This is a genomic window from Paracoccus kondratievae, from assembly GCF_009301415.1.
GTDB lineage: Bacteria > Pseudomonadota > Alphaproteobacteria > Rhodobacterales > Rhodobacteraceae > Paracoccus > Paracoccus kondratievae.
The window spans coordinates 179,903-203,663 of sequence record NZ_CP045072.1; the positions used below are offsets into that span (position 1 = coordinate 179,903).

Genomic DNA, 23,761 nt, shown 5'->3' on the forward strand with positions numbered 1-23,761 from the left:
TTGGTGCGGTTGCCTTCGCCCCCGCGCCGACGCATGATGCGGGGCCTTTCGCTTGCCGGACCCCGATGAAGCCCCGCACCCCCAAAACCGCACCCAAAACCGCACCCAAAACTGCACCCCGGCCGCAGCCCGAACCCGCGCCACTTGCCGCTGATCCGGGGCGGATGGAGATATTTCTGGTCGCCACTCCGGGGCTGGAAGAGCCATTGGCCGCCGAGGCGCGCGAGCTTGGGTTTGATGCCCGGATCCAGCCCGGCGGTGTGACTTTTACCGGCGGCTGGCCTGAGGTCTGGCGCGCGAACCTGAAAATTCGCGGCGCGACGCGGGTGCTGGCACGCATCGGTGCGTTTCGCGCCATGCATCCGGCGCAGCTGGACAAACGGGCGCGCCGCTTTCCCTGGGCCGACTGGCTGCGCCCGGACGTGCCGGTGCGGATCGAGGCCACCAGCCGCAAATCCCGCATCTATCACGCTGGCGCAATCATCCAACGGATCGAGGCCGCCATACGTGACAGTATCGGTGCGCCGATCGCCGAGGACGCGCCGGTCACGCTAAAGGTCCGGATCGAGGACGACCTTTGCACCCTCAGCCTTGACACCTCGGGCGAGTCGCTGCACCGGCGCGGCCATAAGCAGGCGGTCGGCAAAGCTCCGATGCGCGAAACCATGGCGGCGATGTTCTTGCGTCTGTGCGGCTTTAACGGGGCCGAGCCGGTGCTGGACCCGATGTGCGGCTCGGGCACATTTGTCATCGAGGCGGCTGAGATCGCGGCAGGTCTTGCCCCTGGCCGGATGCGGCATTTCGCCTTTGAACAACTGCCCGGCTTTGACGCGCAGTTGTGGGAACGTATGCGCGCCGCCCCCGCCATTCCGCCTGCGCCCGCAGCGATCCGCTATCACGGCAGTGATCGTGACGCAGGGGCGATCCGTATGAGTCGCGAAAACGCGGGTCGCGCCGGGCTGGAAAGCTGGACCCAATTCGAGAATCTGCCAATCAGCGATTTGCAGCGACCAGAAGGTCCGCCCGGCCTGGTCATCATCAATCCGCCTTATGGCGCCCGCATCGGAAACAAGGGGCCGCTGTTCGGTCTGCACGCCGCCTTGGGCGAGGTGCTGCGCGAGCGTTTTTCCGGCTGGCGTATCGGACTTGTGACCAGCGATGCCGCCCTTGCCCGGGCCACGGGACTACCATTCTACGAGCCGGGACCCTATATTGCTCATGGCGGGTTAAAGATCCGCTTGTGGCAGACCGGGCCTCTTTAGGTCGGGAAAGTCTTTTTGAAATTGCCGCATTTATACGATCTGCTGCGGGACTGCGCACCCGGCGGCAAGTACGATGGTTAACTAATAAGCGCAGGAGAACAGCAATGGATATTCGTTTTGATGGTAAGGTCGCGCTTGTTACCGGGGCCGGTTCGGGACTGGGCGAAGCGATTGCGCTGGAGCTTGGCGCTTCGGGGGCGACCGTAGTCGTCACCGACCTGCACGAGGAATCTGCCCGTGCCACCGCCGGCAAGATCATTGCGGCTGGCGGCAAGGCCGAGGCCGTAGTGGGCGATGTCTCGGACCCGGAACAGGTCCGCAAAGCTGTCGAGGCTGCCAAAAAGCTGGGCGGGCTGCATCTTATGGTGAACAATGCCGGCATCAGCGGTCCTGTCGAACCGACTGGCGACTACCCGCTGGATGGCTGGAAAAAGGTCATCGACATCAACCTGAACGCGGTGTTTTACGGCATGCGCTACGGCATCCCGGCCATTCTGGAAGCTGGCGGAGGCGCGATTGTGAACATGGCCTCGATCCTCGGTTCGGTCGGGTTTCAGGGGGCCGGTGCCTATGTGTCGGCCAAGCACGCCGTTGTCGGTATGACCAAGAACGCGGCGCTGGAATATTCGTCCAAGGGCGTCCGCGTGAACGCGGTTGGCCCGGGCTTTATCGACACCGCGCTGCTGTCCCACATGGATCAGGAGGTCAGGCAGGCGATGATCGCCCGCCATCCCATCGGCCGGCTTGGCCGCGCGGAAGAGGTGGCAAGCCTGGTTGTCTTTTTGCTGTCCGACCGCGCCAGCTTCATCTCTGGCAGCTATCATCTGGTGGATGGCGGCTACACGGCCCAGTAGGCCGCATCAGTCCTTGTCGTGTCGGCTGGCGCGTTTGCGCGCCGGCCAACGCGGAAGGGCGGGAATTTCCAGCACATCGCCGGGCGTGACGGCCGAGGCCAGCCAGATCAGGTCGCGCCGCGCCATGGCAATGCAGCCGGCGGTCGGGAAGCCCGGCCGCCGCCATTGGTGCAGAAAGATCGCCGAACCCCTGCCGGGTCGGGTATCGGGCCAGTTCCAGTCAGTGATCAGCACGATATCGTACAGCGGATCAGGCCGCCGCATCGCCTCATGACTGGGGGCGAAAGGTGCGCGGACCGGATGATTATAGGCCGGATGGCCTGATGCGTCGCACCACAGATCCCCCGGCACGATAGGCCGCGCCCAGCCATTGGGCGGGGGCAGCCGGTCGGGGCGATAAAGCAGCCCGACGATCCGATGCCGGCCGGTGGGGGTGGCTCCGTCTCCTTCGCGCTTGTCGGCCCGGATGCCTCCGCGCCCGACCGAGCAGGGAATGACCCGCGACCCTGCACGCAATCCCATCGGCGTCAGCAGCAGCCTCACAGCAGATGACCCGATTTCGCGGCTTTGACATCAAGATAGGCCGTATTGTGGCGGTTCCGGGGCGTGATCAGCGGCACACGCTCGGCTACGCTGATGCCGTGACTTTCCAGCATGGCGACCTTTTTGGGGTTGTTGGTCATCAGCCGGACCGAGGAAAAGCCCATCTTTCTAAGGATGCCCGCGCCGATACGAAAATCGCGTTCATCATCCTCAAAGCCAAGGCGGTGATTGGCCTCGACCGTGTCAAATCCCTGATTTTGCAAAGAATAGGCGCGCATTTTGTTGGCAAGGCCGATGCCGCGCCCCTCCTGGTTAAGATATAGCAATACGCCCTCGCCGGCCTGACCCATGGCGGTCAGCGCGGCATGCAGCTGAGGTCCGCAGTCACATTTCAGGCTGCCCAGCACATCGCCGGTGAAACAGGCTGAATGCAGCCGCGTCAGCACCGGTTTGGCACGCGAAGGGGCGCCGATCTCGACCGCGTAATGTTCTGCCTCGCCATTGTCGGGGCGAAAGATATGCAGGCGGGAATTTTCGGCCGAAAGCAGGGGCAGGCGGGCGTCGGCGACAGGTGCCATCACTGCCTCGGTTGCCATCTGTGCAAGCGCCGGACCGGGCGAAAGGCGCGTCAGCCCCTCGGGTGGCTCGGGGACCGGCACGACCAGAACGGCGGGTAAAAGCTGGGCAGATTTCGCCAGCGCGATCCCGGCGCGATGGGCGTCCACCTGACCGTCGCGGGGGCTGCGAAAGGGGCCTTTCATCGGCGTCATCAGATCGCCAGCCGGATCGGCCACGGCCCTGAGCCACGCCAGACCGGCATCCGGCGGCACCTCGATCCGTGCAAGATCCCGGTCATAGACCCGTACCTTCAGCGTTCTGGCGCGCGGTTCGGTGATCGCCAGAACCGCAGGCCCAAGGGCGCGTATCGTCTCCAGCCGGTCGGGGCGCAGCGTTTCGACCGCAGCGACAAGCTGGCTGCCGATGATCACCGGCAGGCCGATGCGCAGATCGGCGCGGGCGCGCGAAAGTGTTTCGGTCAGGGTCGGGATAAGGGTCATCGGGCCAGCTTGGTTGAAACAATCTGAAACATAGGACGGATTTCCGACAACTCCATGTGAGAATTGCTGCAAACCGCTGGACGCATACCGCGCCCCGCCGCAGTTTTCCGCCATAACGCCATAGGAGGCAAGAATGGCCGGACTGAAAAAGATCCTGTTGGTTGATGACGAAGAGGACCTGCGCGAGGCGCTGGCCGAGCAATTGGTCGCCACCGAGGATTTCGAGGTGTTCGAGGCCGGTTCGGGCCACGAGGCGGTCGAAAAGACCAAAGGCGCGATCTTTGACCTTGTGGTGCTGGATGTCGGCCTGCCTGATACCGACGGGCGCGAGCTGTGCAAGCGCCTGCGCAAGCAGGGGGTCAAATGCCCTGTCGTCATGCTGACCGGACATGACACCGATGCCGACACGATCCTTGGCCTCGACTCGGGTGCGAACGACTATATCACCAAGCCGTTCAAGTTCCCGGTCCTGCTGGCCCGGCTGCGTGCGCAGCTGCGCACGCATGAGCAGTCCGAGGACGCGATCTTCCAGCTTGGTCCCTATACGTTCAAGCCGGCGATGAAGATGCTGATCGACGCCAAGGACCGCAAGATCCGCCTGACGGAAAAGGAAACCAATATCCTGAAGTTCCTTTACCGCGCTCAGGACGGGGTGGTGCCGCGCGATGTGCTGCTGCACGAGGTCTGGGGCTATAATGCGGGTGTGACCACGCACACGCTGGAGACCCATATCTATCGCCTGCGCCAGAAGATCGAGCCCGATCCCTCGAACGCGCGGCTGCTGGTGACCGAATCCGGCGGCTATCGTCTGGTCGCCTGATCACACAGCCCGCGTCAGGGAACCCACGCGTGGTTTGCGGGTTTTAACGCCAAGCCCAGTGGCCGGAGGATGCGGCCACATGTTTGCCCGGTCCCGGCCCCTGCCGGCGGCCGGGTTTTCGTTGGCGCGGTCCAGGTGGATATTTGAACACGGAAGAAGTCATGGGCCGGTGAAAGCCGGCTGCCCTGGTTCGGCCGGTGGACAAGGGGCCGCTGTGCCCCTAGGGTCCGTCCCGGAAAAGGAGCCGCCATGTTCACCATCGCCACCTGGAACATCAATTCGGTTCGCCTGCGCGAGGCGCTGGTCGCCCGCTTCCTGACCGAGGAGGCGCCCGATATCCTGTGTCTGCAAGAGACGAAAAGTCCGGTCGAGAATATCCCGCTGGAGGGTTTTCGTGCCCTTGGCTATCGCCATTTCGTCGCGCGTGGGCAAAAGGGCTACAATGGCGTCGCCATCCTGTCGAAACTGCCTATCGAGGATGCGGGCGACCGCGACTATGCGGGGCTGGGCCATGCCCGCCATGTCGCGGCGCGGCTTGAGAACGGCGTTACCATTCACAATTTCTATGTTCCGGCAGGCGGTGACATTCCCGACCGTGAACAGAATATCAAGTTCGGCCAGAAGCTGGATTTCCTGACCGAGATGCGGGACGTCTTTCATGCCGACAAACCTGCGCGTTCGATCATGGTGGGTGATCTGAACATTGCTCCGCGCGAAGATGACGTCTGGAACCATAAGGCGTTGTTGAAGATCGTCAGCCACACTCCGATCGAGGTCGAGCATCTTTCGGCTACGCAGGATGCCGGGAAATGGGTGGATATCACCCGCAAGGATATCCCTGAGGGCTTACTTTACAGCTGGTGGAGCTATCGCGCCCGTGACTGGGATGCCGCCGACAAGGGACGGCGTCTGGATCACATCTGGGCGACGCCGGATATCGCCAATGCGGGCCATGGCAGCCGCATCCTGCGGCCGCTGCGTGGCTGGGAACAGCCAAGCGATCATGTGCCGGTACTGGCGAGCTTTGACCTCTGAGGCGGCTTGCCTCATGGGTGGGTAACCTTGCATCGTGTCCATGGCTGCGCCATCTAAGAGGCAACCCTTTGTAATGAGGAAATCTGATGCTCGAGCTTGGCTCTGCCCCTAAAGACGCGACCGCCCCGGCCGATATCATCAAGGACGTGACCGAGGCGACCTTCATGGCCGATGTCGTCGAAGCCTCGATGAACGTGCCGGTAATTGTCGATTTCTGGGCCCCATGGTGTGGCCCGTGCAAGACGCTTGGTCCCCAGCTTGAGGCCGAGGTTGCCCGCCACAAGGGCCGTGTCCGCATGGCCAAGGTCAATGTGGATGAAAACCAGATGATCGCTGGCCAGTTGCGGGTGCAGTCGATCCCGACCGTTTACGCCTTTTTCCAGGGTCAGCCGGTCGATGGTTTCCAGGGTGCGATCCCGCAAAGCCAGATCAAGCAGTTCGTTGACAAGCTGGTCGCTCTGGGTGGTGATGACGGCGGGCTTGCCGAGGCGCTGGAAGCGGCCGAGAGCATGATCACCGAAGGTGCGCCCGAGGATGCGGCCGAGACCTTTGCCGCTATCCTTGGCGAAGAGCCCGAGAATGCCGCCGCCTGGGGTGGCCTGATCCGCGCACATCTGGCCGCCAACGCTGCGGACCGCGCCGAAGAGGCCTTGGCGCAGGTGCCTGCCGCCGTGGCGGGCTCGGGGCCCGTCGAGGCCGCGCGCGCGCAATTGCAGCTGACCCGTCAGGCCGCAAGCGCGGGCCCTCTGGACGAGTTGCGCCAGAAGGTCGTGGCCGATCCCGCTGACCAGCAGGCCCGGTTCGACTATGCTGCTGCGCTGCATGCCGCCGGTCAGGTCGAAGAGGCGATCAATGAGTTGCTTGAGGCCTTTCGTCGTGACCGGGAATGGAACGATGGCGCGGCCAAGGCCCAGCTTTTGACCATTTTTGATGCGCTCAAGCCCACTGATCCGGTGGCGCAGAAGGGGCGGCGGCGGCTGTCCTCGCTGATCTTTGCCTGAGATGGCGCGGGGCATCGACCTGCCCGAAACGGTTCCGCTGTTCCCGTTGCCGGGCGCGGTCCTGATGCCGCGCACCCGCCTGCCTTTGCAGATATTTGAGCCGCGCTACCTGCAGATGATCGAGGATGTGCTGAAGACCCCGTCGCGGCTGGTCGGAATGATCCAGCCGGCCGAGGGCGGGCTTGAGGCTTTGGCCCTGGTCGGTTGCGCGGGACGGATCGTTGCCTTTTCCGAACTGGACGACGGGCGGCTGATGATTTCGCTGAAGGCGCAGTCTCGTTTCCGGCTTGGCGAGGTGCGACCGGGCTTTACCCCCTATCTGCGCGGTCAGGTGGACTGGCGCGGCTATGAGGATGATCTGGCCGTTGAGGCCGAAGAGGACCCGGGCTTTGAGCGTCAGCCCTTCATGGCGCGCCTGGGCCGCTATATGGAGCAGCGCGACCTGTCCACCGATTGGGAGGCGGCCGAAGCCTCGGATCCTGAAACGCTGGTCAATTCGCTGTCGATGCTGCTGCCGCTGGCGCCCGAGGAAAAGCAGGCGCTGCTGGAGGCGCCGACGCTGGCCGAGCGTCGGGCGCTGCTGGAAGGTCTGTTGGAATACGCCCTGCATGGCGGCGATAATGAGGAGATGCTTCAGTGACCGAGACGACCGAACGCGGCTATGACCGTCATATGCTTGAGGCGCTGGTCTGCCCGGTGACGCATACGACGCTGCGCTATGATGCCCGGGCTCAGGAACTGATCTCGGATGCTGCCGGTCTGGCCTTTCCGATCCGCGACGGTATTCCGATCATGCTGTTGAACGAGGCGCGTCAGACCCGCGCCTGAGGCCGGAAAACAGGGGCGGACGCACGAGCAGCTGGGGAAGGCTCGCACGCCCGCGCCGCGGTCAGAGTCCGCAGATCTCGGACCGCACCAGAAAGCGCCGCTCCCGACCGTTGTCCAGGCTGAACATGCCACCGCGGCCCGGCACGACGTCGATGATCAGGCGGGTATGCTTCCAGGCATCGTATTGACTGGCTGAGATATAAAAGGGCATGCCGCCGATCTCGCCCAGTTTCACGTCGCGTTCGCTGATGCGGAATTCGCCCTGTGGATAGCACATGGGCGAGGACCCGTCGCAGCAGCCCCCGGACTGATGAAAAAGGACTGGGCCGTGCTCGGCGACGATCTCGGCCAAAAACGCCAGCGCGGCGGGGGTGGCGGAAACGCGGTCCATGGTTCTGGTCCCGATCAGGGGGGAAAGGCGGCCCCATCGCGGGGCCGCCCTGTCGGTCAGAAGAAGCCCAGTTTCCTGGGTGAATAGCTGACCAGCATGTTCTTGGTCTGCTGATAATGGTCGAGCATCATCTTATGCGTCTCGCGCCCGATGCCCGACTGTTTGTAGCCGCCAAAGGCCGCATGGGCGGGATAGGCGTGATAGCAGTTGGTCCAGACCCGACCCGCCTTGATGCCGCGGCCCATGCGGTAGCAGGTATTGGCGTCGCGTGACCACACACCGGCGCCAAGGCCGTAAAGCGTGTCATTGGCGATCTCCAGCGCCTCGGCCTGATCCTTGAAGGTCGTGACCGAGACCACCGGACCAAAGATCTCTTCCTGGAAGATGCGCATCTTGTTATGGCCGCGGAAGATCGTCGGCTCGATGTAATAGCCGCCCGACAGTTCGCCGCCCAGATCAGCTGCCTTGCCGCCGGTCAGAACCTCGGCACCTTCTTTCTTGCCGATGTCGAGATAGCTGAGGATCTTTTCCTTTTGCTCGCTCGACGCCTGCGCGCCGATCATGGTGTCGCTTTCGCGCGGGTCGCCCTGCTTGATGGATTTGACCCGCTGGACTGCGCGCTCCATGAACCGGTCATAGATCGATTCCTGGATAAGCACGCGCGACGGGCAGGTGCAGACCTCACCCTGGTTCAGCGCGAACATCGCAAAGCCTTCCAGCGCCTTGTCGAAGAAGTCGTCGTCTTCGCGCGCCACATCGGCAAAGAAGATGTTGGGGGATTTCCCGCCCAGCTCCAGCGTCACCGGGATCAGGTTTTCAGCGGCATATTGCATGATCAGCCGGCCGGTGGTGGTTTCCCCGGTGAAGGCGATCTTGGCGATGCGGCTCGACGAGGCCAGAGGTTTGCCTGCCTCAAGCCCAAAACCGTTGACGATGTTCAGGACGCCCGGGGGCAGCAGATCGCCGATCAGGTTCACCCAGACCATGATGCTGGCCGGGGTCTGTTCGGCGGGTTTCAGCACGATGCAGTTGCCGGCAGCCAAAGCGGGGGCCAGCTTCCAGCACGCCATCAGCAGCGGAAAGTTCCACGGGATGATCTGGCCGACGACACCCAGCGGCTCATGGAAGTGATAGGCTACGGTGTCATCGTCGATCTGGCTGATCGCGCCTTCCTGAGCGCGCAGCACCCCGGCGAAATAGCGGAAATGGTCAATGGCCAGCGGCAGGTCGGCGGCCATGGTTTCACGGATGGGCTTACCGTTGTCCCAGGTTTCGGCCGTGGCGAGCAGTTCCAGATTCTGCTCCATCCGGTCGGCGATCTTCAGCATGATATTTGCGCGCTCGGCCGGGCTGGTTGCGCCCCATTTTTCCTTGGCGGCATGGGCGGCATCCAGCGCCAGCTCGATATCGCCGGAATCCGAACGCGCAATCTGGCCGATTTCGGCCCCGGTGATCGGCGTGGTGTTGGTGAAATACTTGCCCGAGACAGGCGCCACCCACTTGCCGCCGATGAAGTTGTCATAGCGTGCCTCGAAAGGCAGCGCGTTCACGCCCCGGAAGGGATGCGTCTGATCGTTCGGCATCTTGTTTCTCCTCTCATCCCGGCTCCTCCTGCCGGTTGCCTGAAAGGGTGGGGTGCGCGCCGTAACCGGTCAACTTGGGGGGCTGCATCGCCGCGCCGATGTGTTTCAGGGGCGAGACACTCGCCCCGGATTTTCCTCGATCCCCAGCCGTGCCATGCGGCGGTACAGCGTCGCACGCCCGACCCCCAGCGCACGCGCCGCGGCCGAGACGTTCCCCTGTGTCCGCGCAAGGGCACGAATCACGGCTGCACGTTCGGCGCGTTCAAAGCCTGACCCTTCGTCCTGGCGGCCTAAAAGGTCGGCGGCCGGGCGGGGGCGCAACTGCCCCTCTTTCTCAAGGCCAAAGGCGCGGCGTGCGGCGCGGTTTGCGCCGATGGCCAGATCATCCTTGTCCACCGCGATCAGCAGCGTTCCGTCCTCGGCACCTTCGGCCCCGGCGGTGATGATGCGCGCGCCGGGGAACGAGGCGCGAAAGAACGCGGCCTCGATTGCCCGTGCGCTATGGGCAACCTGTGCGGCGATCAGCGCGTTCAGGCGTTCGGTGTGATCGGCGCGCGCAGAGCTGACGTCGAGTGCAGCGATGATCCGCCCGTCCGGTCCCCAGATCGGGGCGTCCATACAGGACAGGCCGGTGTTGCGGGCATAGAAATGCTGATCGCGGTGGATGGTGACCTGCCGACCTTCGGCCAGACAGGTGCCGATGCCATTCGTGCCCTGCACCTCTTCGGACCAGTCCATGCCGCGCCACAGGCCCCAGCCGCGAAAGGTCGCGGCATCCCCCTCGCTGACGCGATGTTCCAGCACGATGCCGTCCGCATCTGTCAGCAACAGGTTGCAGCCCGTGGGGCAGACCAGTTGAAACAGCTGGTCAAGCTGTGGCCGGGCGACGGCGATGAAACGGTCCATACGCTCGATCCGCCCGGACAGTTCACGCTCGGTCAGGCGGCGGGGTTCGGGCGGACGCGTCGGGTCCAGCCCGTGCTTGAGCATCGAGCGGCGCCAGCTTGCCGCCAGCCGGCTGACGGCGGCGGGCGATTGCAAGGCCTGCACCACGCGGTCTTCGTGGCGCAGCGGGGGTGATGCAACCGGGCGGGTCTCGGGCAAGGCTTCCTCCCTTCCTTACACGATTCCCGGAATATTGCCCGCCCCGACGTCGCGGGGCAAGCAATGCTTTCGTCCCCCTTTTGGCTTAAGGGGTGACCGTCACCGTGCCGCTGTCCGACCAGGCGCGGTATTCGGGCCGGTACATATCCTCGACGCTGGCGGCGGGTTGGCGGAAATCGCCGGGCGTTACGGCGCGGACGATATAGGCCAGCTTGAAGCTTTCCGCCGAGGTCCAGGTCAGCGCGGCGGCAAAGCGGTCGGCGCGGAACTCGGACATTTCGGTCGAGGTTTCTGCCTCAAGCCAGTCGAGCGACGACACATCGCCTGCGCGCAGCAGGTTCGGGTTGTCGATTTCCCACCCTGCGGGCAAGGGGTCCGCGATGACCAGACGCCCGCCGCCTTCGGAGTGCGGATAGACCTCGACCACCACCACCATGCGGGTGCCCTGCTTCACCGTCTCGGGGTCAAGCGGGCTGCCCTCCATGCTGAAATAGCTGCGCGAGATCGTGTAGCCTTTCCCACCCGCCGCAACCGGGCCTTGCGGCTTGCCGGTCGCGGTCAGCGTCACCTCAAGCGGGCGGTCGCCGTTATTGGCGATGCTGGCGTCCGCAGGCAGGTTCACCACCGGCTGATTCAGCGCCACCCCGTTCAGCGTCGCCGCCGGGGTCGAGCTAAAGAGCGATTGCGCCGCCAGCACCGTCCAGACCGCTTCTTGCGTCGAAAGGCTGCGTCCGGCCTCTTCGGCGTGGGCGATACGCTGGGCGATCTGGCCGGACAGGTCGGTAGTATCAATCGCCTGCGTTTTTGCCTCGGCCGCCAGTGCCAGAACAGCAGAACCGTCGCGGAGCTTGGTGCCGTAATCGGCGCGATAGGAATAGGCCTCGGGCGCGCCGAGGTTCAGCAGGTTGTGCGCCTGCGTGAACATCCGGTCCGCCCGCTGCTGGTCGCCGTAAGAGGCCAGTGCCGCACCAAGGTTCGCCGCCGCCATCGGGGTCGAGAATGACCCGGCTGCGGTATCGGCATAATAGCGCAGATCACCCACCGTCGCCGCCCGTTCACGCGCAAGTACAGTCAGTGCATAGGCAAGGGCGGCGTTTTCATCGGCCGAGGCGGCCCCGGGTTCGGTAGCGTAATTGGCGCGGTTGCGCAGGTTGTTGATCGCCATGTCGAATGCGGTGTCGGGAACCCGATAGCCAGCAGCCCGTGCCCGCGACAGGAAGTCGGTGACATAGGATTCAAGCCACAGATCGCCGGAATCCGCGTACCACAGGCCGAAACCGCCGTTCGAGCTCTGGCGGGTCAGGATCTGGTCGATTGCCCGCTGGACCTGCTTTGAGGTGTCCTCGCCCTCCATCCCTTCGGCGGCGGCAAGGCTTGGCAGGTAAAGCAGCGGCATCGCGCCCGAGGTCAGCTGCTCGGTGCAGCCATAGGGATAGCGCGCAAGCCGCATCAGGGCGCCCGCCACATCCAGCCGGCCATAGGGGCCAAGCGCGGCCGTCACCTCGGCCCCTGGCAGCATGGACTGCATCAGCGTGGGCGGGATGGTCAGGCTTTGGCCCGGCTCGATGACCAGACGGTCCTGACGCTGGATATCGGCCTCGTTCAGCGAAACGGGGATGGCGATATCCTTGGTCAGTGCCTCGCCATCGGGCGTGGTCAGGGTAAGCCGCAGATTGGCAATCCCTTCGGCCTCGCCTGCTGTGACGGGCATCTGGACCTGCGCCTCGGCTTTTTCGGCCAGCGTCACGCTGTCCACGGGCAGGCTGGTCGTCAGCGGAGCCGAGCCGCTGACCTGTTCGACCGCCAGCCGCACCTCGCCCGCAGGACCCGAGGCATGGGTCAGGCGCAGCCCGACCTGTGCCCGGTCTCCGGGGGCAAGGAAGGCGGGGGCGGTGACGGTCATCACCACCGGATCGCGCACCAGAACCGAGGCATCGGTCTGGCCGACGCCCTTGGTGGACCAGACCACGGCCATCAGGCGCACTTCGCCGTTAAAGTCTCCGACCGGGATCTCGACCGTGACGGTGCCATCCGCGCCCACCGTGACGGGCCCCGAGAACCAGCTCATCAGCTTTTCGGTGGGCGGAGGTGCCTCGGTACTGCCGGCAAGGTTTGCGTCACCCCCTTCGCGCAGCGCGCCATCCGGGGCGCCCGTCGGCATGATCAGACGCCCGTAAAGATCGCGCAGCGCGACGCCCAGACGACGCTGGCCGAAATAGTGCTGCGAGGGGTTCGGCGGCTGAAAGCGCGTCAGGTTCAGAATACCCTGGTCGACAGCCGCGATGGTGGCATGAACGGTTTCGCCTGCCGCGCCATCAACCTTGAGCGTGACCGGAATCACGCCGCGCGGCCGGGTTTCGGCCGGGGCTTCAAAGCTGGCTGCAAGCTGGCGATCGCCCGGGTCAACTGCGGCATGGGCCAGACCCAGCGCCCGGACCGGCTGGCGGTCGCCGGGCTTGGTGTCGCCCAGCGGACGGATGGCGCTGACGGTGATATAGACGCCGGCGCCCCATTCATCTGTGACGGGCAGGTCCACGGTATTGTCGCCCGCCTTCAGCGCCACGGTCTGCATCGACACCAGCCGGTTCGACAGGACCGAGACGAGGCCCAGCCCGTCGCTGGCGGCCTCGACCCGGACGCGTGCGGTGTCGCCGCTGCGATAGGCGGGCTTGTCCAGAACGACCTTCAACCGGTCTGGTGTCTCGGTGCCGGAATTGGCGATAGCGCCCCAGCCAGCATAGAACCGGGCCGAGCTGGGACCGCCCTGACCCGAGGCCAGCTCCGCCACCAGTTCATATTCGCCCCATTCGACGGGGGCCGAAATCTCGGCCGGGGACTCGCCCGGTTCTGCCACGCCTTCGGTAATGCGGGTGCGGCTGGTAATGACCTCCCAGTTCCACTGGCCGCCGAGCGAGTACCACTGATATTCGGTATCGATGCGGTTCAGGACCCAGCGCACCGGCTGAGCCTCAGGTTTCAGGTCGGGGCCGACCGCCATCAGCGCAAAGCGTGCCTCGGTGCCTTCTGAAACTGTATCGCCTTCGAACATCGGACGGATGCCGACGACCGGGGCTTCGGGCATGACGATACGCGATTCGGTGCGCTCGACCGGGCGGCCCGCGCCTTCGCGGATGTCGACCACCACCTCGGCCTGAACGGGGCGTGCGCCAAGCTGTTCAGCCTCGGGCAGCGGGATCTGCGCCTCATACCCGCCCTGTGCCTCGGTGACACCGGCGGGCAGGCTTTCGGTCACAGGCGCTGTGTCGTCGTCGTGGCGGCCAAAGACATAGCCATCAAATCCTTGCAGGCTGCGGGTCGGCGACAGGCGCAACTGCCCTTCGACCGGCAGGTTGCCAGCCGGCGCACCAAAGAGCCAGTGCGCCGACAGCGACAGATCCAGCTGGTCGCCCGCGCGGGCCGGGCCTTCCGGCAGGCGCAGGGTAAAGTCGATCCGCTCGGGCAGGAAATCCTCGACCAGTATGCGGGCGGTCGCCAAAGCGGGGCCGTCCGCCTCGGTCCGCAGTTCCAGCCGCCAGGTGCCGCGCGGGGCGTTGCCGGGGATCTGCCAGTTGACGGTGCTGCCGCCCGCGCCGGCGTCCTGTGCAGGCAGGCGCGTCGCTTCGACCCCGTCGGGACGCAGGATCACGGCGGTCAGCGGCAGGTTTTCAAGCGCCCTTGTCTCGGCATTGCGGGCAAGGATGGTGGCATTCACCGTCTCGCCGACGCGATAGGCGCCGCGGTCGGTGGTCACGAACAGGTCGATGGGCGGCGCAGGCGGCTGGCCCTCGACCCCGCGATCCGACAGGTCGAATTCAGGATCGGACAGCGACAGGAAGGCCATGTCACGCGGCGCGCGTTCGGCCCCGTCGCCCTGCCATTCGGTCACGGTAACCAGTGCTGGGGCGGCGCCTTCTTTGCCAAGCGCGAGGCCCGGCGCGAAATGGGCAACGCCCTGATCGTCGGTTACTGTCTTGGCCAGAACTTCGTTCGAGCGGCTGATCAGCGCCACCTCGGCCCCGGCCTTGGCCGAAGTATCGGCAAGGCTGCGCACCGCGACCGTCAGCCCGTCCGCGCCCGAGAAGGTCGAAATCCCAAAGTCCGAGATCACGAACCATTGCGTTGCAAGGCCAGTGTCCTGCACGCTTTCATTCTCGATCCCGGCTTCGAGGATATAGATACCGGGTTCAAGCGGACCGACCTCTGCGGGGATGGCAAGGCTGGTCGTCAGCTCCTGGTTCATGGTCTGCTGACCCATGGGTTTGGCGACCTGTGCCGTGCCCTTCCAGATCTCGCGCGACATGCGGTCGCTGAAGTAATCCGCCTGCCAGCTGTCCAGAGGTGTGGCGAACATGTCCTCGGCCATGGCGCGGATCAGGTTACGGTCCGAGATGCGCAGCAGGCGCAGGCTGATCGTGTCGGCATTGACCGTGACCATCGACAGCCGCTGATCGCCCGAGGCGGGCAGCACATAGGCGCGGCCGGGGAAACGCACCGAGGGCGCGCGGTCGCGGACATAGCCTTTAAGCGTGACATCGCGTGCCAGTGCCTCGCCATCGGCCGAGGGCAGGCCAGCGCGCAGCGTCAGTTCGACCTCTTGCCCGTGGGTCAGCCCGGCAACGCAAAGACGGTCGCCGCTGGCCTCGACCGTCAGGTCGCGACCGGGCAGGCGCAGGAATTGTGCGTAATCGGTGGCCTCGGACAGTTTGTGGGACATGATGGCGCAGAAACGCGGCATCCGGCCCTCGGCCTCGATCTGCGTATTGGTGATGCGCATGCCGTTGCGGGCTTCGGATTCCTCAAGCGCCTGCGCGATCGAGCCGTCGCCGGGCGAAAGTTTTGCCGCCAGGCGCAGTGCCGCCAGCGCATCGCGACCGCGATCCAGCCGCTCCCATGCCATGGCCAGCCACGACAGCGCCCGCGCCGCGACCGCATCCTCGCCCGCGCGCAGATAGCCGTTGATTGCCATATTGGCGATCGAGGACGACGCCTGACGGTCGCCCTGATCGCTGATGTACAGCGTCAGCCGGGCAAGGTTCGTCCAGTCCTCGGCCCGGTCGTCGCGCGCGACCAGAGAGGCCATGAGCTGTGAGGCGTAAAGCAGGCCGCCGCCGTTCTCGGCCTCGACGGCCATCTGGGCGGTGGCGCTTGGGTCGATTGCCGGATGCATGGCGGGGAAGGTTCGCGCCTGATTACGTGCGGCTTCGTGATCGGTCGCGGCGATAAAGGGTGCGGCGGCCGAGCGCGATTCCGCGCGCAGACGCTCTTCGGCCGAGGTCGCCACGACCCGGCCCGAGATCGCCCCCACAAAAGCGGTGGGCGCGCCGGTGTCAGCGCCCTTTGGGAAACAGGCACCTGCGCGTTCGTTATAGGTCAGCGCGCGGCAGTCGGCATTGGCAAGACAGGCCTGCACGCAGGCTTGCAGCGTGGTGTCAAAGATCGGGCCCAGATCGCCTCCGGGCAGGTCGGTATCCGGCTGCAGCGACAATCGTCGGTCGGGAATCTGCCAGTCCTGCGCCCATGCGCTGCCCGAGACGATCAAACCGCCCAGGATTGCGGCGAAGAGACCTTGCCGAACCAGATATGCCATTGCCCGTACTCCGTTATGCGCGCAACAATCTTCTTACACCTGAGCGCGGGCGAGGCAATCTATTCCCATTCCAGTTCGGCATAGGCAGCGGCGGCATTGCGCGCCGTGGTGGCCTGAAAATCTGCCCAGCCCTCTGACACGGGTTTCATTCCGGTGACGATGGCTGGAATCGCCTGCGACAGGGGCAGGCCATCGGCGATCGCCTTGCGTGTTTCGTCACGCAGCGTCGTCAGGTAGTGGCGTTCGGGCGTCACGGCCTCGTCCCAACTTTCGGAAACCGGGCCATGGCCGGGGACGATCAGTGCCGGTTCGGGGTCTGGTTTTTGCCCGATCCAGTTCAGCCAGCCCGCCAGCGTCCCGTCAAGCGAGGGGGTAAGGCCCAGAAACACCAGATCGCCAGTGAACAGCGTCGCGGTTTCCTCGTCCAGCACGGTCATGTCGCTGCCGGTATGGGCGGCTGGGACGGGCGCAAGATGTAACTGACGAGCCCCCAGGGAAAGGGTCTGCGGTGCCTCGACCTTCTGATCCACCGGGGCGATCTTGGTGCCTGCAAAGGCGGCCGCGCCGATCTGCCGCCCGGTCGAGGCCATCCAGCTTTCCGCGCGCCGCGCCACCGCCTCGGGCAGGCGGGCATCGGCGATGATGGTGGCGCCAGCCTCGGAAAACACCTCGGCGCCCAGGATGTGATCGGGGTGCATATGGGTCAGGATCAGATGGCTGACCGGCTTGTCGGTGATCTGGCGGATCGCGGCGTAAAGCGCCTCACCCTCGGCCCGGCTGCCGCCTGCGTCGATCACCGCCACCGTATCGCCGACAATAAACGAAAGGTTGGCGATCCGCCCGCGGTTCTGGGGTGAAATCTGCGCCATCACGCCTTGATGCACATGAACCCCCGGCGCCACCTCTTGCACGGTCAGGGCAGGCAGTTCCGAGGCTTCGACGCAATGCGTCCCGCCGTTGGCCACCAGATCGCGGTGGCGGGCCAGCCAGTCGCGGGCAATGGGATCGGCCCGCGCCTCGCAATCCTCGCGCGTCTGGGCATCGCCAGCGGGCAGCAGGCGCGATTCGCAGGCGTCGGGGTGGGCGGCCAGACAGGCCGCAAGCACCAGATGAAACATCCGCTTTCCTTTCGGACAGGCAGGCTAGCACAGCGTCGCGCCGTGTTCCATCTACGACCTTTGGCGCGTTGACTGATGGCGCAAGCAGCCTAGCATCGGGCTGTCCGCATCTGCTGTGGACGCTTTGGAGGAGGAGACCCATATGGCCTGGACCAAACCCGCGCCGAAGGAAATCACCTGCGGCATGGAAATCAACATGTATGCCCCGGCCGAGGACGAGCCGGTCCTGTTCTGACCCGCCGGTGACAACCCGGGCCCGGTTCCCACCTGATCGGGTGCCGGGCCTGCCGGAGCCTTTCCCATGCGCATCGTGATTCTCGGCACCGGCGCTGGCGGTGGCGTGCCGCAGTGGAACTGTGGCTGCCGCAACTGTGACGCCGCGCGTGCAGGGCGCATTCCCGCCATGAGCCAAAGCGGGATTGCCGTTTCCGCAAATGGCCGGGACTGGGCGTTGGTCAACGCCTCGCCCGACTTGCGCCAGCAATTGGCCGTGACGCCTGCCCTGCGGCCCGAGGGGTTGCGCGGCTCTCCGATTTGTTCGGTTCTGGTGACCAATGGTGATATCGACCATGTCGCCGGATTGCTGACCCTGCGCGAAGGGCAGGGGTTCGACCTGTTCGCCACGCCAGCTATCCATGCGGTGCTGGCGGCTAATCCGATACTGTCGGCGTTGAACCCGCAACTGGTTTTGCGGCGGGCGGTGACGCTTGACACCCGCTTTGAACTTGCGCCCGGCCTTGGCGCGACGCTTTTTGCCGTGCCGGGCAAGGTGCCGCTTTACCTTGAGGGCGACGAAGTCCGAACCGATCTTGTCGGAGAACAGACCGTCGGGGTCGAGCTGACTGCCAAAGGGCGCCGCGTCTTTTACATCCCCGGCTGTGCCTCGGTGCCTGACTGGCTGCGGGCGCGGATCTCGGGGGCGGATGCGCTGCTGTTTGACGGCACCCTTTGGACCGATGACGAGATGCTGCGCGCGGGTCTTGGCGCCAAGACCGGGCGGCGGATGGGACATGTCCCGGTCTCGGGTCCCGGCGGCAGCCTTGAGGCGCTGCGCGACCTTGATCTGGGCGCGCGCATTTATGTGCATCTGAACAATTCCAACCCTCTGGTCGATCCGGCCAGCCCCGAGCGCGCCGAGGCGCAGGCGGCAGGCTGGCAGGTTGGCCATGACGGCATGGAGATCGTGCCATGACATCAGCCGACCGCCACGCGCAGACCCGCGCCGGATTTCATGAGCGTCTGCGCCGCATCGGCGCCGAGCGTTACCATGACCGTCACCCGTTCCATAAACGCCTGCACGGCGGGCAATGCACGCCGGACGAGGTGCGGGCATGGGTGATCAACCGCTGGTACTATCAGTCGCGCATCCCGATGAAGGACGCCGCCTTCATGTCGCGCGTCGAGGACCCGCAGTTGCGCCGCATCTGGCGTCACCGGATCGAGGATCACGACGGTGATCCCGATCAGGGCGGCGGAATCCGGCGCTGGCTTGCGCTGGCCCATGCCGTCGGGCTTGATCCCGATTACGTCGCAAGCGGGGTGGGCGTGATGCCGGCAACGCGCTTTGCCGTTGATGCCTATGTCCGTTTCGTGCGCGACATGCCCTTGCTTGATGCGGTGGCCGCCAGCCTGACCGAGATGTTTGCGCCCAGGATTCATGCCGAGCGTATCGAGGGTCTGCTGAGGCATTACGATTTCGCCAATGAGGCCAGTCTTGCCTATTTCCGTAACCGGCTGAGCGAGGCCCCGAAAGATGTCGAATTTGGCCTGACCTATGTGCTTGACCATGCTGACACGCGGGAAAAGCAGGACGCGGCGGCGGCGGCGCTGACCTTTAAGACCGACGTTCTGTGGGCCCAGCTTGACGCTTTGTGGCATGGCTATGTCGAAGGCCGTATTCCCCCGGGCGCATGGCAGCCGGGCGAGGGGATGTTGAACCCGGCGCTTGCTGCTGCTGCGGTTTCATGAGCGGCGCGCGCATCAGCGGCGCTGCGGTGCCCTATCTGCCGCGCGGGGTCAGGCTGCATGACGACCGGGTGCGCGGTTTGCGCGTGTTGCTGGCGCCCGAGCGGGTGATCCAGCTTGATCCGGTCGGCCACGCCATTCTGTCAGAGCTGGACGGCAAGCGCAGCCTTGCCGAGGTGATCCTGACGCTTTGTTCCCGCTATGACGCCCCGGCCGAACAGATCGAGGGCGATGTGCAGGAGTTTCTGCGTGATCTGGTCGACCGGCGTATGGTGTTTCTGGACGGAGGCGCGGCATGAGAGGCGATTGCGTTCCCCGCGACATCGACGGCAACCCGGTCAGCGTCGGCCTGCCCATGGCGATGCTGGCCGAACTGACGCATCGCTGTCCGCTGGCCTGTCCCTATTGCTCGAACCCGGTCGAGCTGACGCGGGTCAGTGCCGAGCTCAGGGCCGCGGAATGGGCCGATGTGTTCCGGCAGGCCGCCGATCTGGGGGTGCTGCATGTGCATCTGTCGGGGGGTGAGCCCGCCTCGCGTCGTGACCTGACCGAGATCGCCGCTTCGGCCCGGGATGCGGGGTTATATGTCAACCTTATCACATCGGGCATCGGCCTGACCGAGGCGCGGCTGCGTGAACTGGATGGTATTGTGGATCACGTCCAGCTGTCGCTGCAGGGGATCGACGCCGAGACGGCCGACTGGATCAGCGGCTATGGCGGCAGCTTTTCCCGCAAGATGCAGGTGGCCGAATGGGTGCGCGCGCTGGGCTTTCCGTTGACGCTGAATGCGGTGGTCCATCGTCAGAACCTCGACCGCCTGCCCGAGATGATCGACCTTGCCGAGCAGTTGGGCTGCCGCCGCATCGAGGTGGCGACCGTCCAGTTTCATGGCTGGGCCGACCTCAACCGCCGCCCGCTGATGCCGACGCAGGCGCAGGCAGTCCGTGCGCGCGAGGTGGTGGATGAGGCCCGCCGCCGTCTTTTGGGCCGTATGGTCATCGACTATGTGCCCGCCGACCATCTGGCGGCCTATCCGAAAAGCTGCATGGGCGGCTGGGGATCGACCGGGCTGAACGTGGCGCCCGATGGCACGGTCCTGCCCTGCCATGCCGCGCAGACCATCGCGGGGCTGACGTTTGAAAACGTGCGTGAGGTGCCGCTGGCGCGGATCTGGCATGACGGCGCGGCATTCAACGCGTTTCGCGGTACCGGCTGGATGCCCGAGCCCTGTGCCTCATGCGACCGGCGCGAGATCGACTTTGGCGGCTGCCGTTGTCAGGCCATGGCGTTGGCCAATGACCCGCGGGCGACCGATCCGGTCTGTTCACGCTCGTCCCTGAACGCCCGGCTGCGCGCCAACACCGAGGCCGAGGCGGCCAGCGATTCCACCGTTCTGGTCTATCGCCGCATGACGAGGGAGAAGCGATCATGAGACCGGCTGTTCTGCTGACGGCGCTGATCCTTGCCTCGGGTGCTGCGGTGGCCGGGGTGACGAACCCGATGCAGCCCTCGCCCCTGTGGGATGACATGCGGCTTGCCGTCATCGGCACCGAGGAAGAGCCGCCGACCGACCCGGCGATCTTTGACCTTGACGCGCCGCCGCGCGCCGACAACCCGGCGCTGGTGCCGGTGCGGATCACCCAGCCGCCCGGGGCCCCGGCGATCCGGTCCCTGGCGCTGGTGGTGGACGGCAACCCCGCCCCGGTCGCGGCCGAGTTTACCTTTGGCGAGGCGCTGATGCCCCTGGATTTTGAGGTGCGGGTGCGGGTCGACAGCTATTCCGACCTGCGCGCCATCGCCACGCTTGCCGACGGGCGCAAGGTGATGGCGGGGCGCTATGTCAAGGCTTCGGGCGGTTGTGCGGCCCCGGCGGGCAAAAGCATGGACGAGGTGCGCGCCACCATGGGCGAGATGCGCTTTCGTCAGGCCGAGGACGCAGGCCGCCAGATTGGCACGCTGATGATCCGGCATCCCAACTTTTCGGGCCTGCAGCGCGATCAGGTGACGCTTTTGACCATCCCGGCCGAGTTCATCCAGACGCTTGAGGTGAAACAGGGTGATGCCATGCTGTTCACCATGGATGCCGGGATTTCGATTTCCGAGGATCCGGTCTTTCGCTTTGCGCATACACCCGGGCAGGGGCCGGTCACGGTTCATGCCGAGGATACCGAAGGCCGGGTCTGGGATCAGTCTTTCTGAAACCGGGCCGGACAGCCGCCAAGATGCAGGGCCAGCACCCCCAGTGTGCGCGCCTCGGCCGGGTCATGGGTGACAAGTACAGCCCCCGCGCCGGTCCGGTTCAGCAGCGCATCGGTCAGGGCCAGCATTCGTGCCGCTGTCGCGGCATCAAGCGAGGCAAAGGGTTCGTCCATCAGCAGGATATCCGGTCCGGCGGCAAAGGCGCGCGCCAGCGCCAGCCGCCGCTGCTGGCCAACCGAAAGCTGGCGGGGGAATTTCGTCTCATGCCCCTCAAGCCCGACCTCTGAAAGCCAGTCGCGTGCAGTCGTTGCGTCGCAGCCGGTGGGCAGGGTGATGTTCGCTACTGCATCGCGCCATGGCAATAACACCGCCTCCTGGAATACCATGGCGAGGCGTTCGGCACCCTGCAACTGGCCCTGATACTGCCGGTCCAGCCCTGCGAGGATGCGCAGCAGCGTCGATTTCCCGATGCCAGAAGGTCCCAGAATAGCCAGCCGCTCGCCCCGCGTGACGGACAGTGTCAGCGTCCCCAGCACCTGCCGGGGACCAAAGGATTTCGCTTCAAGGTCAAGCCGCATCCTGCCTCCAGCGATTGGCGCGGCGTTCTGCCGGGCGCAGCAGGAACAGGTCGATCGCCAGCATGACGGCGACAAAGGCCAAAGCCCAGGCCAGCACGCCCTCGACATCAAAACTGGAAAACAGCAGGTGGATCTTGAACCCCACCCCGTTTGAGCGGCCCAGGAATTCGACCACCAGCACGATTTTCCAGATGAGCGAGATACCGGCCCGCGCCGCCCCGGCGATATGGGGCGCAAGCTGCGGCAGCACGATATGACGCAGCCGGGTCAGGGGTGACATGCGAAAGACACGGGCCATATCGTCCAGATCGGGGCGCAGCGCCCGCGTGCCCTCACGGATCATTACCGTTACGACCGGGATCTTGTTCAGTGCGACGGCCAGGATGGCGGCGGTCTCGTTCAGGCCGATCCAGATGTAGCACAGCACGATCACCACCAGCGCCGGCACATTCAGCAGGATGATCAGGCCGGGGTTCAGCCAATGATCCGCTGCCCGGCTGCGCCCCATCCACAGCCCCAGCGCCATTCCCGCCGCCATCGCCAGCGCGAAACTTGCCGCGACGCGGAACAGGGTCATGCCGCCGTTCAGCCACAGCTCGCCCCCCGAGGCAAGCCGCAGGATCCGCGCCGCTACCTCCCATGGTGCGGGCAGGGTCTGGGGCCGGTCGGTCAGCTGTGAGGCAAGCGTCCACAGCACCAGCATGGCAAGGACCGACAGCACCCCCGGCACAAGACCGGGACGCGATGGACGAGAGTTCTGCGTCTGCGTCACGCCAGCCTTACTCCGGCCACCAGAACAGACCTTCGGGCAGGGCGGTGACGCCTCCGGTCAGCTCGTTCCCGCCAAGCTCGGCCATGGTGGCGAACATCTTTTGCGCGTTTTCGGCATCGACCGGGCCATGGGCGGGGATACCGGCGCGCCAGCCTGCCTTTAACGCCTCAAACTCGGCATCATCGGCGGCCTCCATGATCGGGCGCAGATCCTGCCATGCGGCATCATCCCTGGCGAGGATGTCTTTGGCGCTGTGCGAGGCGCGGGCCAGCCCTTCGGCCAATTGCGGGTTCGAGGTGATCCATTCATCGCGCAGCACATAGCCCAGAAGCGGCGTCGAAGGATCCAGCCCCAGATCGCTGGCCGCTGTCTCGACATTGATGATCTCGCGCATGCCACGTGCCTTCATCTTGGCCTGAAAATGCCAGAAGTTGATCGCGGCATCGACTTCGCCCGTTTCGGCGGCGTTCAGGATCATCGGCGGCGCGCCGAATACCTGCTCGGTGACGCCTGCCAGATCCTCTCCCAGCTTTTCGCGCGACCATGCGCGCAGGATCAGCCAGCTTTTATCGACCGGGCCGCCGGCTATGCCGATCTTTCTGCCCTTCAGATCAGCCAGCGACTGCACCGGGCTGTCGGCGCGCACCATTACCCCGCCAACGGCAGTAGAGTAGGGCAGAAAGCGGAACCCTGTCCCGCGCGAACGCTGCTGGGCCACCCACAGCCAGTCCGAGACGATGGTATCGACCTCTCCGCCCTGCATGGCGACCTGAGTGGCGGGATTGCCGGCCAGAATCAGCGGCAGCAGGCGAAAGCCGTTCTCGACATCAAGGCCGCGCCGGCGGATCGTTTCGATTTCCCAGTTGACGGTACCGTTCTCCAGCGTGCCGATGCGGATGGTGGGAAGTCGGGCATTGCCTTGTGAGTAGGCAGGCAGGGCCAGCCCGACAAGGGCCGCGGCCCCCGCCAGGAGGGTGGTTCTGCGGCTGAATTGCATGGTCTTTTCCCCCATCGATACGGTCAAATTGCCATGGCCCGGAGTTTCGTCCAATACCACCGAAGT

General features: G+C 65.2%; 23 protein-coding genes. 13 read left to right on the forward strand and 10 right to left on the reverse strand.

Going from position 1 to position 23,761, the window contains the following annotated elements; genetic code table 11:
• Positions 1-65 precede the first annotated feature (65 nt).
• Both F8A10_RS00945 and F8A10_RS00950 read left to right on the forward strand, forming a co-directional pair.
• The gene (locus F8A10_RS00945; protein WP_227493395.1) at positions 66-1,262 is read left to right on the forward strand and encodes a THUMP domain-containing class I SAM-dependent RNA methyltransferase; all 1,197 of its coding nucleotides are present in this window, start codon (positions 66-68) and stop codon (positions 1,260-1,262) included.
• Positions 1,263-1,366: 104 nt separating this feature from the next.
• Positions 1,367-2,116 (forward strand): SDR family NAD(P)-dependent oxidoreductase, encoded by a 750-nt coding sequence (locus F8A10_RS00950; RefSeq protein WP_152366503.1) that lies wholly within the window; start codon positions 1,367-1,369, stop codon positions 2,114-2,116.
• A 6-nt stretch (positions 2,117-2,122) separates the two neighbouring features.
• Here F8A10_RS00950 and F8A10_RS00955 read toward each other — a convergent pair whose 3' ends face one another.
• Positions 2,123-2,638: a L,D-transpeptidase family protein gene (locus F8A10_RS00955; protein ID WP_152367315.1), complete on the reverse strand. Its 516-nt coding sequence runs from the start codon at positions 2,636-2,638 to the stop codon at positions 2,123-2,125.
• Between the two features lie 17 nt (positions 2,639-2,655).
• Positions 2,656-3,717 (reverse strand): GTP cyclohydrolase II, encoded by a 1,062-nt coding sequence (gene ribA / locus F8A10_RS00960; protein ID WP_152366504.1) that lies wholly within the window; start codon positions 3,715-3,717, stop codon positions 2,656-2,658.
• A gap of 133 nt (positions 3,718-3,850) precedes the next feature.
• On the opposite strand from ribA, the gene F8A10_RS00965 reads away from it, so the two are divergent.
• The 5 genes from F8A10_RS00965 (at position 3,851) to F8A10_RS00985 (ending at position 7,401) form a co-directional block, all read left to right on the forward strand.
• Entirely contained in the window at positions 3,851-4,537 is a 687-nt protein-coding gene (locus F8A10_RS00965; protein ID WP_010397653.1) for a response regulator transcription factor, read from the forward strand.
• A gap of 249 nt (positions 4,538-4,786) precedes the next feature.
• Positions 4,787-5,572, forward strand: a complete 786-nt coding sequence (locus F8A10_RS00970) for an exodeoxyribonuclease III (protein WP_010397655.1) — start codon at positions 4,787-4,789, stop codon at positions 5,570-5,572.
• Between the two features lie 86 nt (positions 5,573-5,658).
• On the forward strand, positions 5,659-6,573 hold the full coding sequence (locus F8A10_RS00975; protein ID WP_152366505.1) for a thioredoxin family protein: 915 nt from the start codon (positions 5,659-5,661) through the stop codon (positions 6,571-6,573).
• 1 nt (position 6,574) lies between these two features.
• Positions 6,575-7,213 carry an LON peptidase substrate-binding domain-containing protein gene (locus F8A10_RS00980; protein ID WP_010397659.1) on the forward strand — a complete coding sequence of 213 codons (639 nt, stop codon included), beginning with the start codon at positions 6,575-6,577 and terminating at the stop codon, positions 7,211-7,213.
• Positions 7,210-7,401 (forward strand): Trm112 family protein, encoded by a 192-nt coding sequence (locus F8A10_RS00985; RefSeq protein ID WP_152366506.1) that lies wholly within the window; start codon positions 7,210-7,212, stop codon positions 7,399-7,401. The genes F8A10_RS00980 and F8A10_RS00985 overlap by 4 nt, the downstream gene beginning before the upstream one ends.
• Positions 7,402-7,462: 61 nt before the next feature.
• On the opposite strand, the gene F8A10_RS00990 is transcribed toward F8A10_RS00985, so the two are convergent.
• The 5 genes from F8A10_RS00990 to F8A10_RS01010 form a co-directional block, all read right to left on the reverse strand.
• On the reverse strand, positions 7,463-7,792 hold the full coding sequence (locus F8A10_RS00990) for a DUF779 domain-containing protein (protein ID WP_010397664.1): 330 nt from the start codon (positions 7,790-7,792) through the stop codon (positions 7,463-7,465).
• 56 nt (positions 7,793-7,848) lie between these two features.
• Entirely contained in the window at positions 7,849-9,375 is a 1,527-nt protein-coding gene (adh, locus tag F8A10_RS00995) for an aldehyde dehydrogenase (RefSeq protein WP_085502194.1), read from the reverse strand.
• A gap of 105 nt (positions 9,376-9,480) precedes the next feature.
• On the reverse strand, positions 9,481-10,479 hold the full coding sequence (locus F8A10_RS01000) for a helix-turn-helix domain-containing protein (RefSeq protein WP_085502195.1): 999 nt from the start codon (positions 10,477-10,479) through the stop codon (positions 9,481-9,483).
• An 85-nt stretch (positions 10,480-10,564) separates the two neighbouring features.
• A complete protein-coding gene (locus tag F8A10_RS01005; protein ID WP_152366507.1) occupies positions 10,565-16,066 on the reverse strand; it encodes an alpha-2-macroglobulin family protein in 5,502 nt (1,833 codons plus the stop codon).
• A gap of 59 nt (positions 16,067-16,125) precedes the next feature.
• Complete coding sequence (locus F8A10_RS01010; RefSeq protein ID WP_152366508.1) at positions 16,126-17,184, reverse strand: quinoprotein relay system zinc metallohydrolase 2; 1,059 nt, start codon at positions 17,182-17,184, stop codon at positions 16,126-16,128.
• 142 nt (positions 17,185-17,326) lie between these two features.
• Here F8A10_RS01010 and pqqA point away from each other — a divergent pair, with 142 nt between their 5' ends.
• The 6 genes from pqqA to F8A10_RS01040 all read left to right on the forward strand — a co-directional run bounded on the left by pqqA (position 17,327) and on the right by F8A10_RS01040 (position 21,348).
• Positions 17,327-17,419: a pyrroloquinoline quinone precursor peptide PqqA gene (gene pqqA / locus F8A10_RS01015; RefSeq protein ID WP_010397677.1), complete on the forward strand. Its 93-nt coding sequence runs from the start codon at positions 17,327-17,329 to the stop codon at positions 17,417-17,419.
• Between the two features lie 66 nt (positions 17,420-17,485).
• Entirely contained in the window at positions 17,486-18,376 is an 891-nt protein-coding gene (gene pqqB / locus F8A10_RS01020; protein WP_152366509.1) for a pyrroloquinoline quinone biosynthesis protein PqqB, read from the forward strand.
• Positions 18,373-19,152 (forward strand): pyrroloquinoline-quinone synthase PqqC, encoded by a 780-nt coding sequence (pqqC, locus tag F8A10_RS01025; protein ID WP_010397681.1) that lies wholly within the window; start codon positions 18,373-18,375, stop codon positions 19,150-19,152. Before pqqB ends, pqqC begins: the two co-directional genes overlap by 4 nt.
• Positions 19,149-19,448 carry a pyrroloquinoline quinone biosynthesis peptide chaperone PqqD gene (pqqD, locus tag F8A10_RS01030; RefSeq protein ID WP_010397683.1) on the forward strand — a complete coding sequence of 100 codons (300 nt, stop codon included), beginning with the start codon at positions 19,149-19,151 and terminating at the stop codon, positions 19,446-19,448. The genes pqqC and pqqD overlap by 4 nt, the downstream gene beginning before the upstream one ends.
• Positions 19,445-20,581: a pyrroloquinoline quinone biosynthesis protein PqqE gene (gene pqqE / locus F8A10_RS01035; protein ID WP_010397685.1), complete on the forward strand. Its 1,137-nt coding sequence runs from the start codon at positions 19,445-19,447 to the stop codon at positions 20,579-20,581. The genes pqqD and pqqE overlap by 4 nt, the downstream gene beginning before the upstream one ends.
• The gene (locus tag F8A10_RS01040) at positions 20,578-21,348 is read left to right on the forward strand and encodes a quinoprotein dehydrogenase-associated SoxYZ-like carrier (RefSeq protein ID WP_010397686.1); all 771 of its coding nucleotides are present in this window, start codon (positions 20,578-20,580) and stop codon (positions 21,346-21,348) included. Before pqqE ends, F8A10_RS01040 begins: the two co-directional genes overlap by 4 nt.
• Here F8A10_RS01040 and F8A10_RS01045 read toward each other — a convergent pair.
• From F8A10_RS01045 to F8A10_RS01055, 3 genes are read right to left on the reverse strand one after another with little or no spacing between them, the layout of a single operon-like run.
• Positions 21,336-21,926, reverse strand: a complete 591-nt coding sequence (locus F8A10_RS01045) for an ATP-binding cassette domain-containing protein (protein WP_152366510.1) — start codon at positions 21,924-21,926, stop codon at positions 21,336-21,338. The genes F8A10_RS01040 and F8A10_RS01045 overlap by 13 nt on opposite strands.
• Entirely contained in the window at positions 21,916-22,698 is a 783-nt protein-coding gene (locus tag F8A10_RS01050; protein ID WP_010397691.1) for an ABC transporter permease, read from the reverse strand. Before F8A10_RS01050 ends, F8A10_RS01045 begins: the two co-directional genes overlap by 11 nt.
• Positions 22,699-22,705: 7 nt before the next feature.
• Entirely contained in the window at positions 22,706-23,695 is a 990-nt protein-coding gene (locus F8A10_RS01055; protein ID WP_152366511.1) for an ABC transporter substrate-binding protein, read from the reverse strand.
• Positions 23,696-23,761: the final 66 nt, after the last annotated feature.

Coding starts and splice junctions, on each gene's coding strand:
- F8A10_RS00970 (WP_010397655.1), top strand. CDS start 4,787: ATGTTCACCATCGCCACCTGGAACATCAATTCGGTTCGCCTGCGCGAG.
- F8A10_RS01005 (WP_152366507.1), bottom strand. CDS start 16,066: ATGGCATATCTGGTTCGGCAAGGTCTCTTCGCCGCAATCCTGGGCGGT.
- F8A10_RS00980 (WP_010397659.1), top strand. CDS start 6,575: ATGGCGCGGGGCATCGACCTGCCCGAAACGGTTCCGCTGTTCCCGTTG.
- F8A10_RS01045 (WP_152366510.1), bottom strand. CDS start 21,926: ATGCGGCTTGACCTTGAAGCGAAATCCTTTGGTCCCCGGCAGGTGCTG.
- pqqE (WP_010397685.1), top strand. CDS start 19,445: ATGAGAGGCGATTGCGTTCCCCGCGACATCGACGGCAACCCGGTCAGC.
- F8A10_RS00955 (WP_152367315.1), bottom strand. CDS start 2,638: ATGGGATTGCGTGCAGGGTCGCGGGTCATTCCCTGCTCGGTCGGGCGC.
- adh (WP_085502194.1), bottom strand. CDS start 9,375: ATGCCGAACGATCAGACGCATCCCTTCCGGGGCGTGAACGCGCTGCCT.
- pqqB (WP_152366509.1), top strand. CDS start 17,486: ATGCGCATCGTGATTCTCGGCACCGGCGCTGGCGGTGGCGTGCCGCAG.
- F8A10_RS01055 (WP_152366511.1), bottom strand. CDS start 23,695: ATGCAATTCAGCCGCAGAACCACCCTCCTGGCGGGGGCCGCGGCCCTT.
- F8A10_RS00975 (WP_152366505.1), top strand. CDS start 5,659: ATGCTCGAGCTTGGCTCTGCCCCTAAAGACGCGACCGCCCCGGCCGAT.
- ribA (WP_152366504.1), bottom strand. CDS start 3,717: ATGACCCTTATCCCGACCCTGACCGAAACACTTTCGCGCGCCCGCGCC.
- pqqC (WP_010397681.1), top strand. CDS start 18,373: ATGACATCAGCCGACCGCCACGCGCAGACCCGCGCCGGATTTCATGAG.
- pqqA (WP_010397677.1), top strand. CDS start 17,327: ATGGCCTGGACCAAACCCGCGCCGAAGGAAATCACCTGCGGCATGGAA.
- F8A10_RS01040 (WP_010397686.1), top strand. CDS start 20,578: ATGAGACCGGCTGTTCTGCTGACGGCGCTGATCCTTGCCTCGGGTGCT.
- F8A10_RS01010 (WP_152366508.1), bottom strand. CDS start 17,184: ATGTTTCATCTGGTGCTTGCGGCCTGTCTGGCCGCCCACCCCGACGCC.
- F8A10_RS00945 (WP_227493395.1), top strand. CDS start 66: ATGAAGCCCCGCACCCCCAAAACCGCACCCAAAACCGCACCCAAAACT.
- F8A10_RS00965 (WP_010397653.1), top strand. CDS start 3,851: ATGGCCGGACTGAAAAAGATCCTGTTGGTTGATGACGAAGAGGACCTG.
- pqqD (WP_010397683.1), top strand. CDS start 19,149: ATGAGCGGCGCGCGCATCAGCGGCGCTGCGGTGCCCTATCTGCCGCGC.
- F8A10_RS00990 (WP_010397664.1), bottom strand. CDS start 7,792: ATGGACCGCGTTTCCGCCACCCCCGCCGCGCTGGCGTTTTTGGCCGAG.
- F8A10_RS00950 (WP_152366503.1), top strand. CDS start 1,367: ATGGATATTCGTTTTGATGGTAAGGTCGCGCTTGTTACCGGGGCCGGT.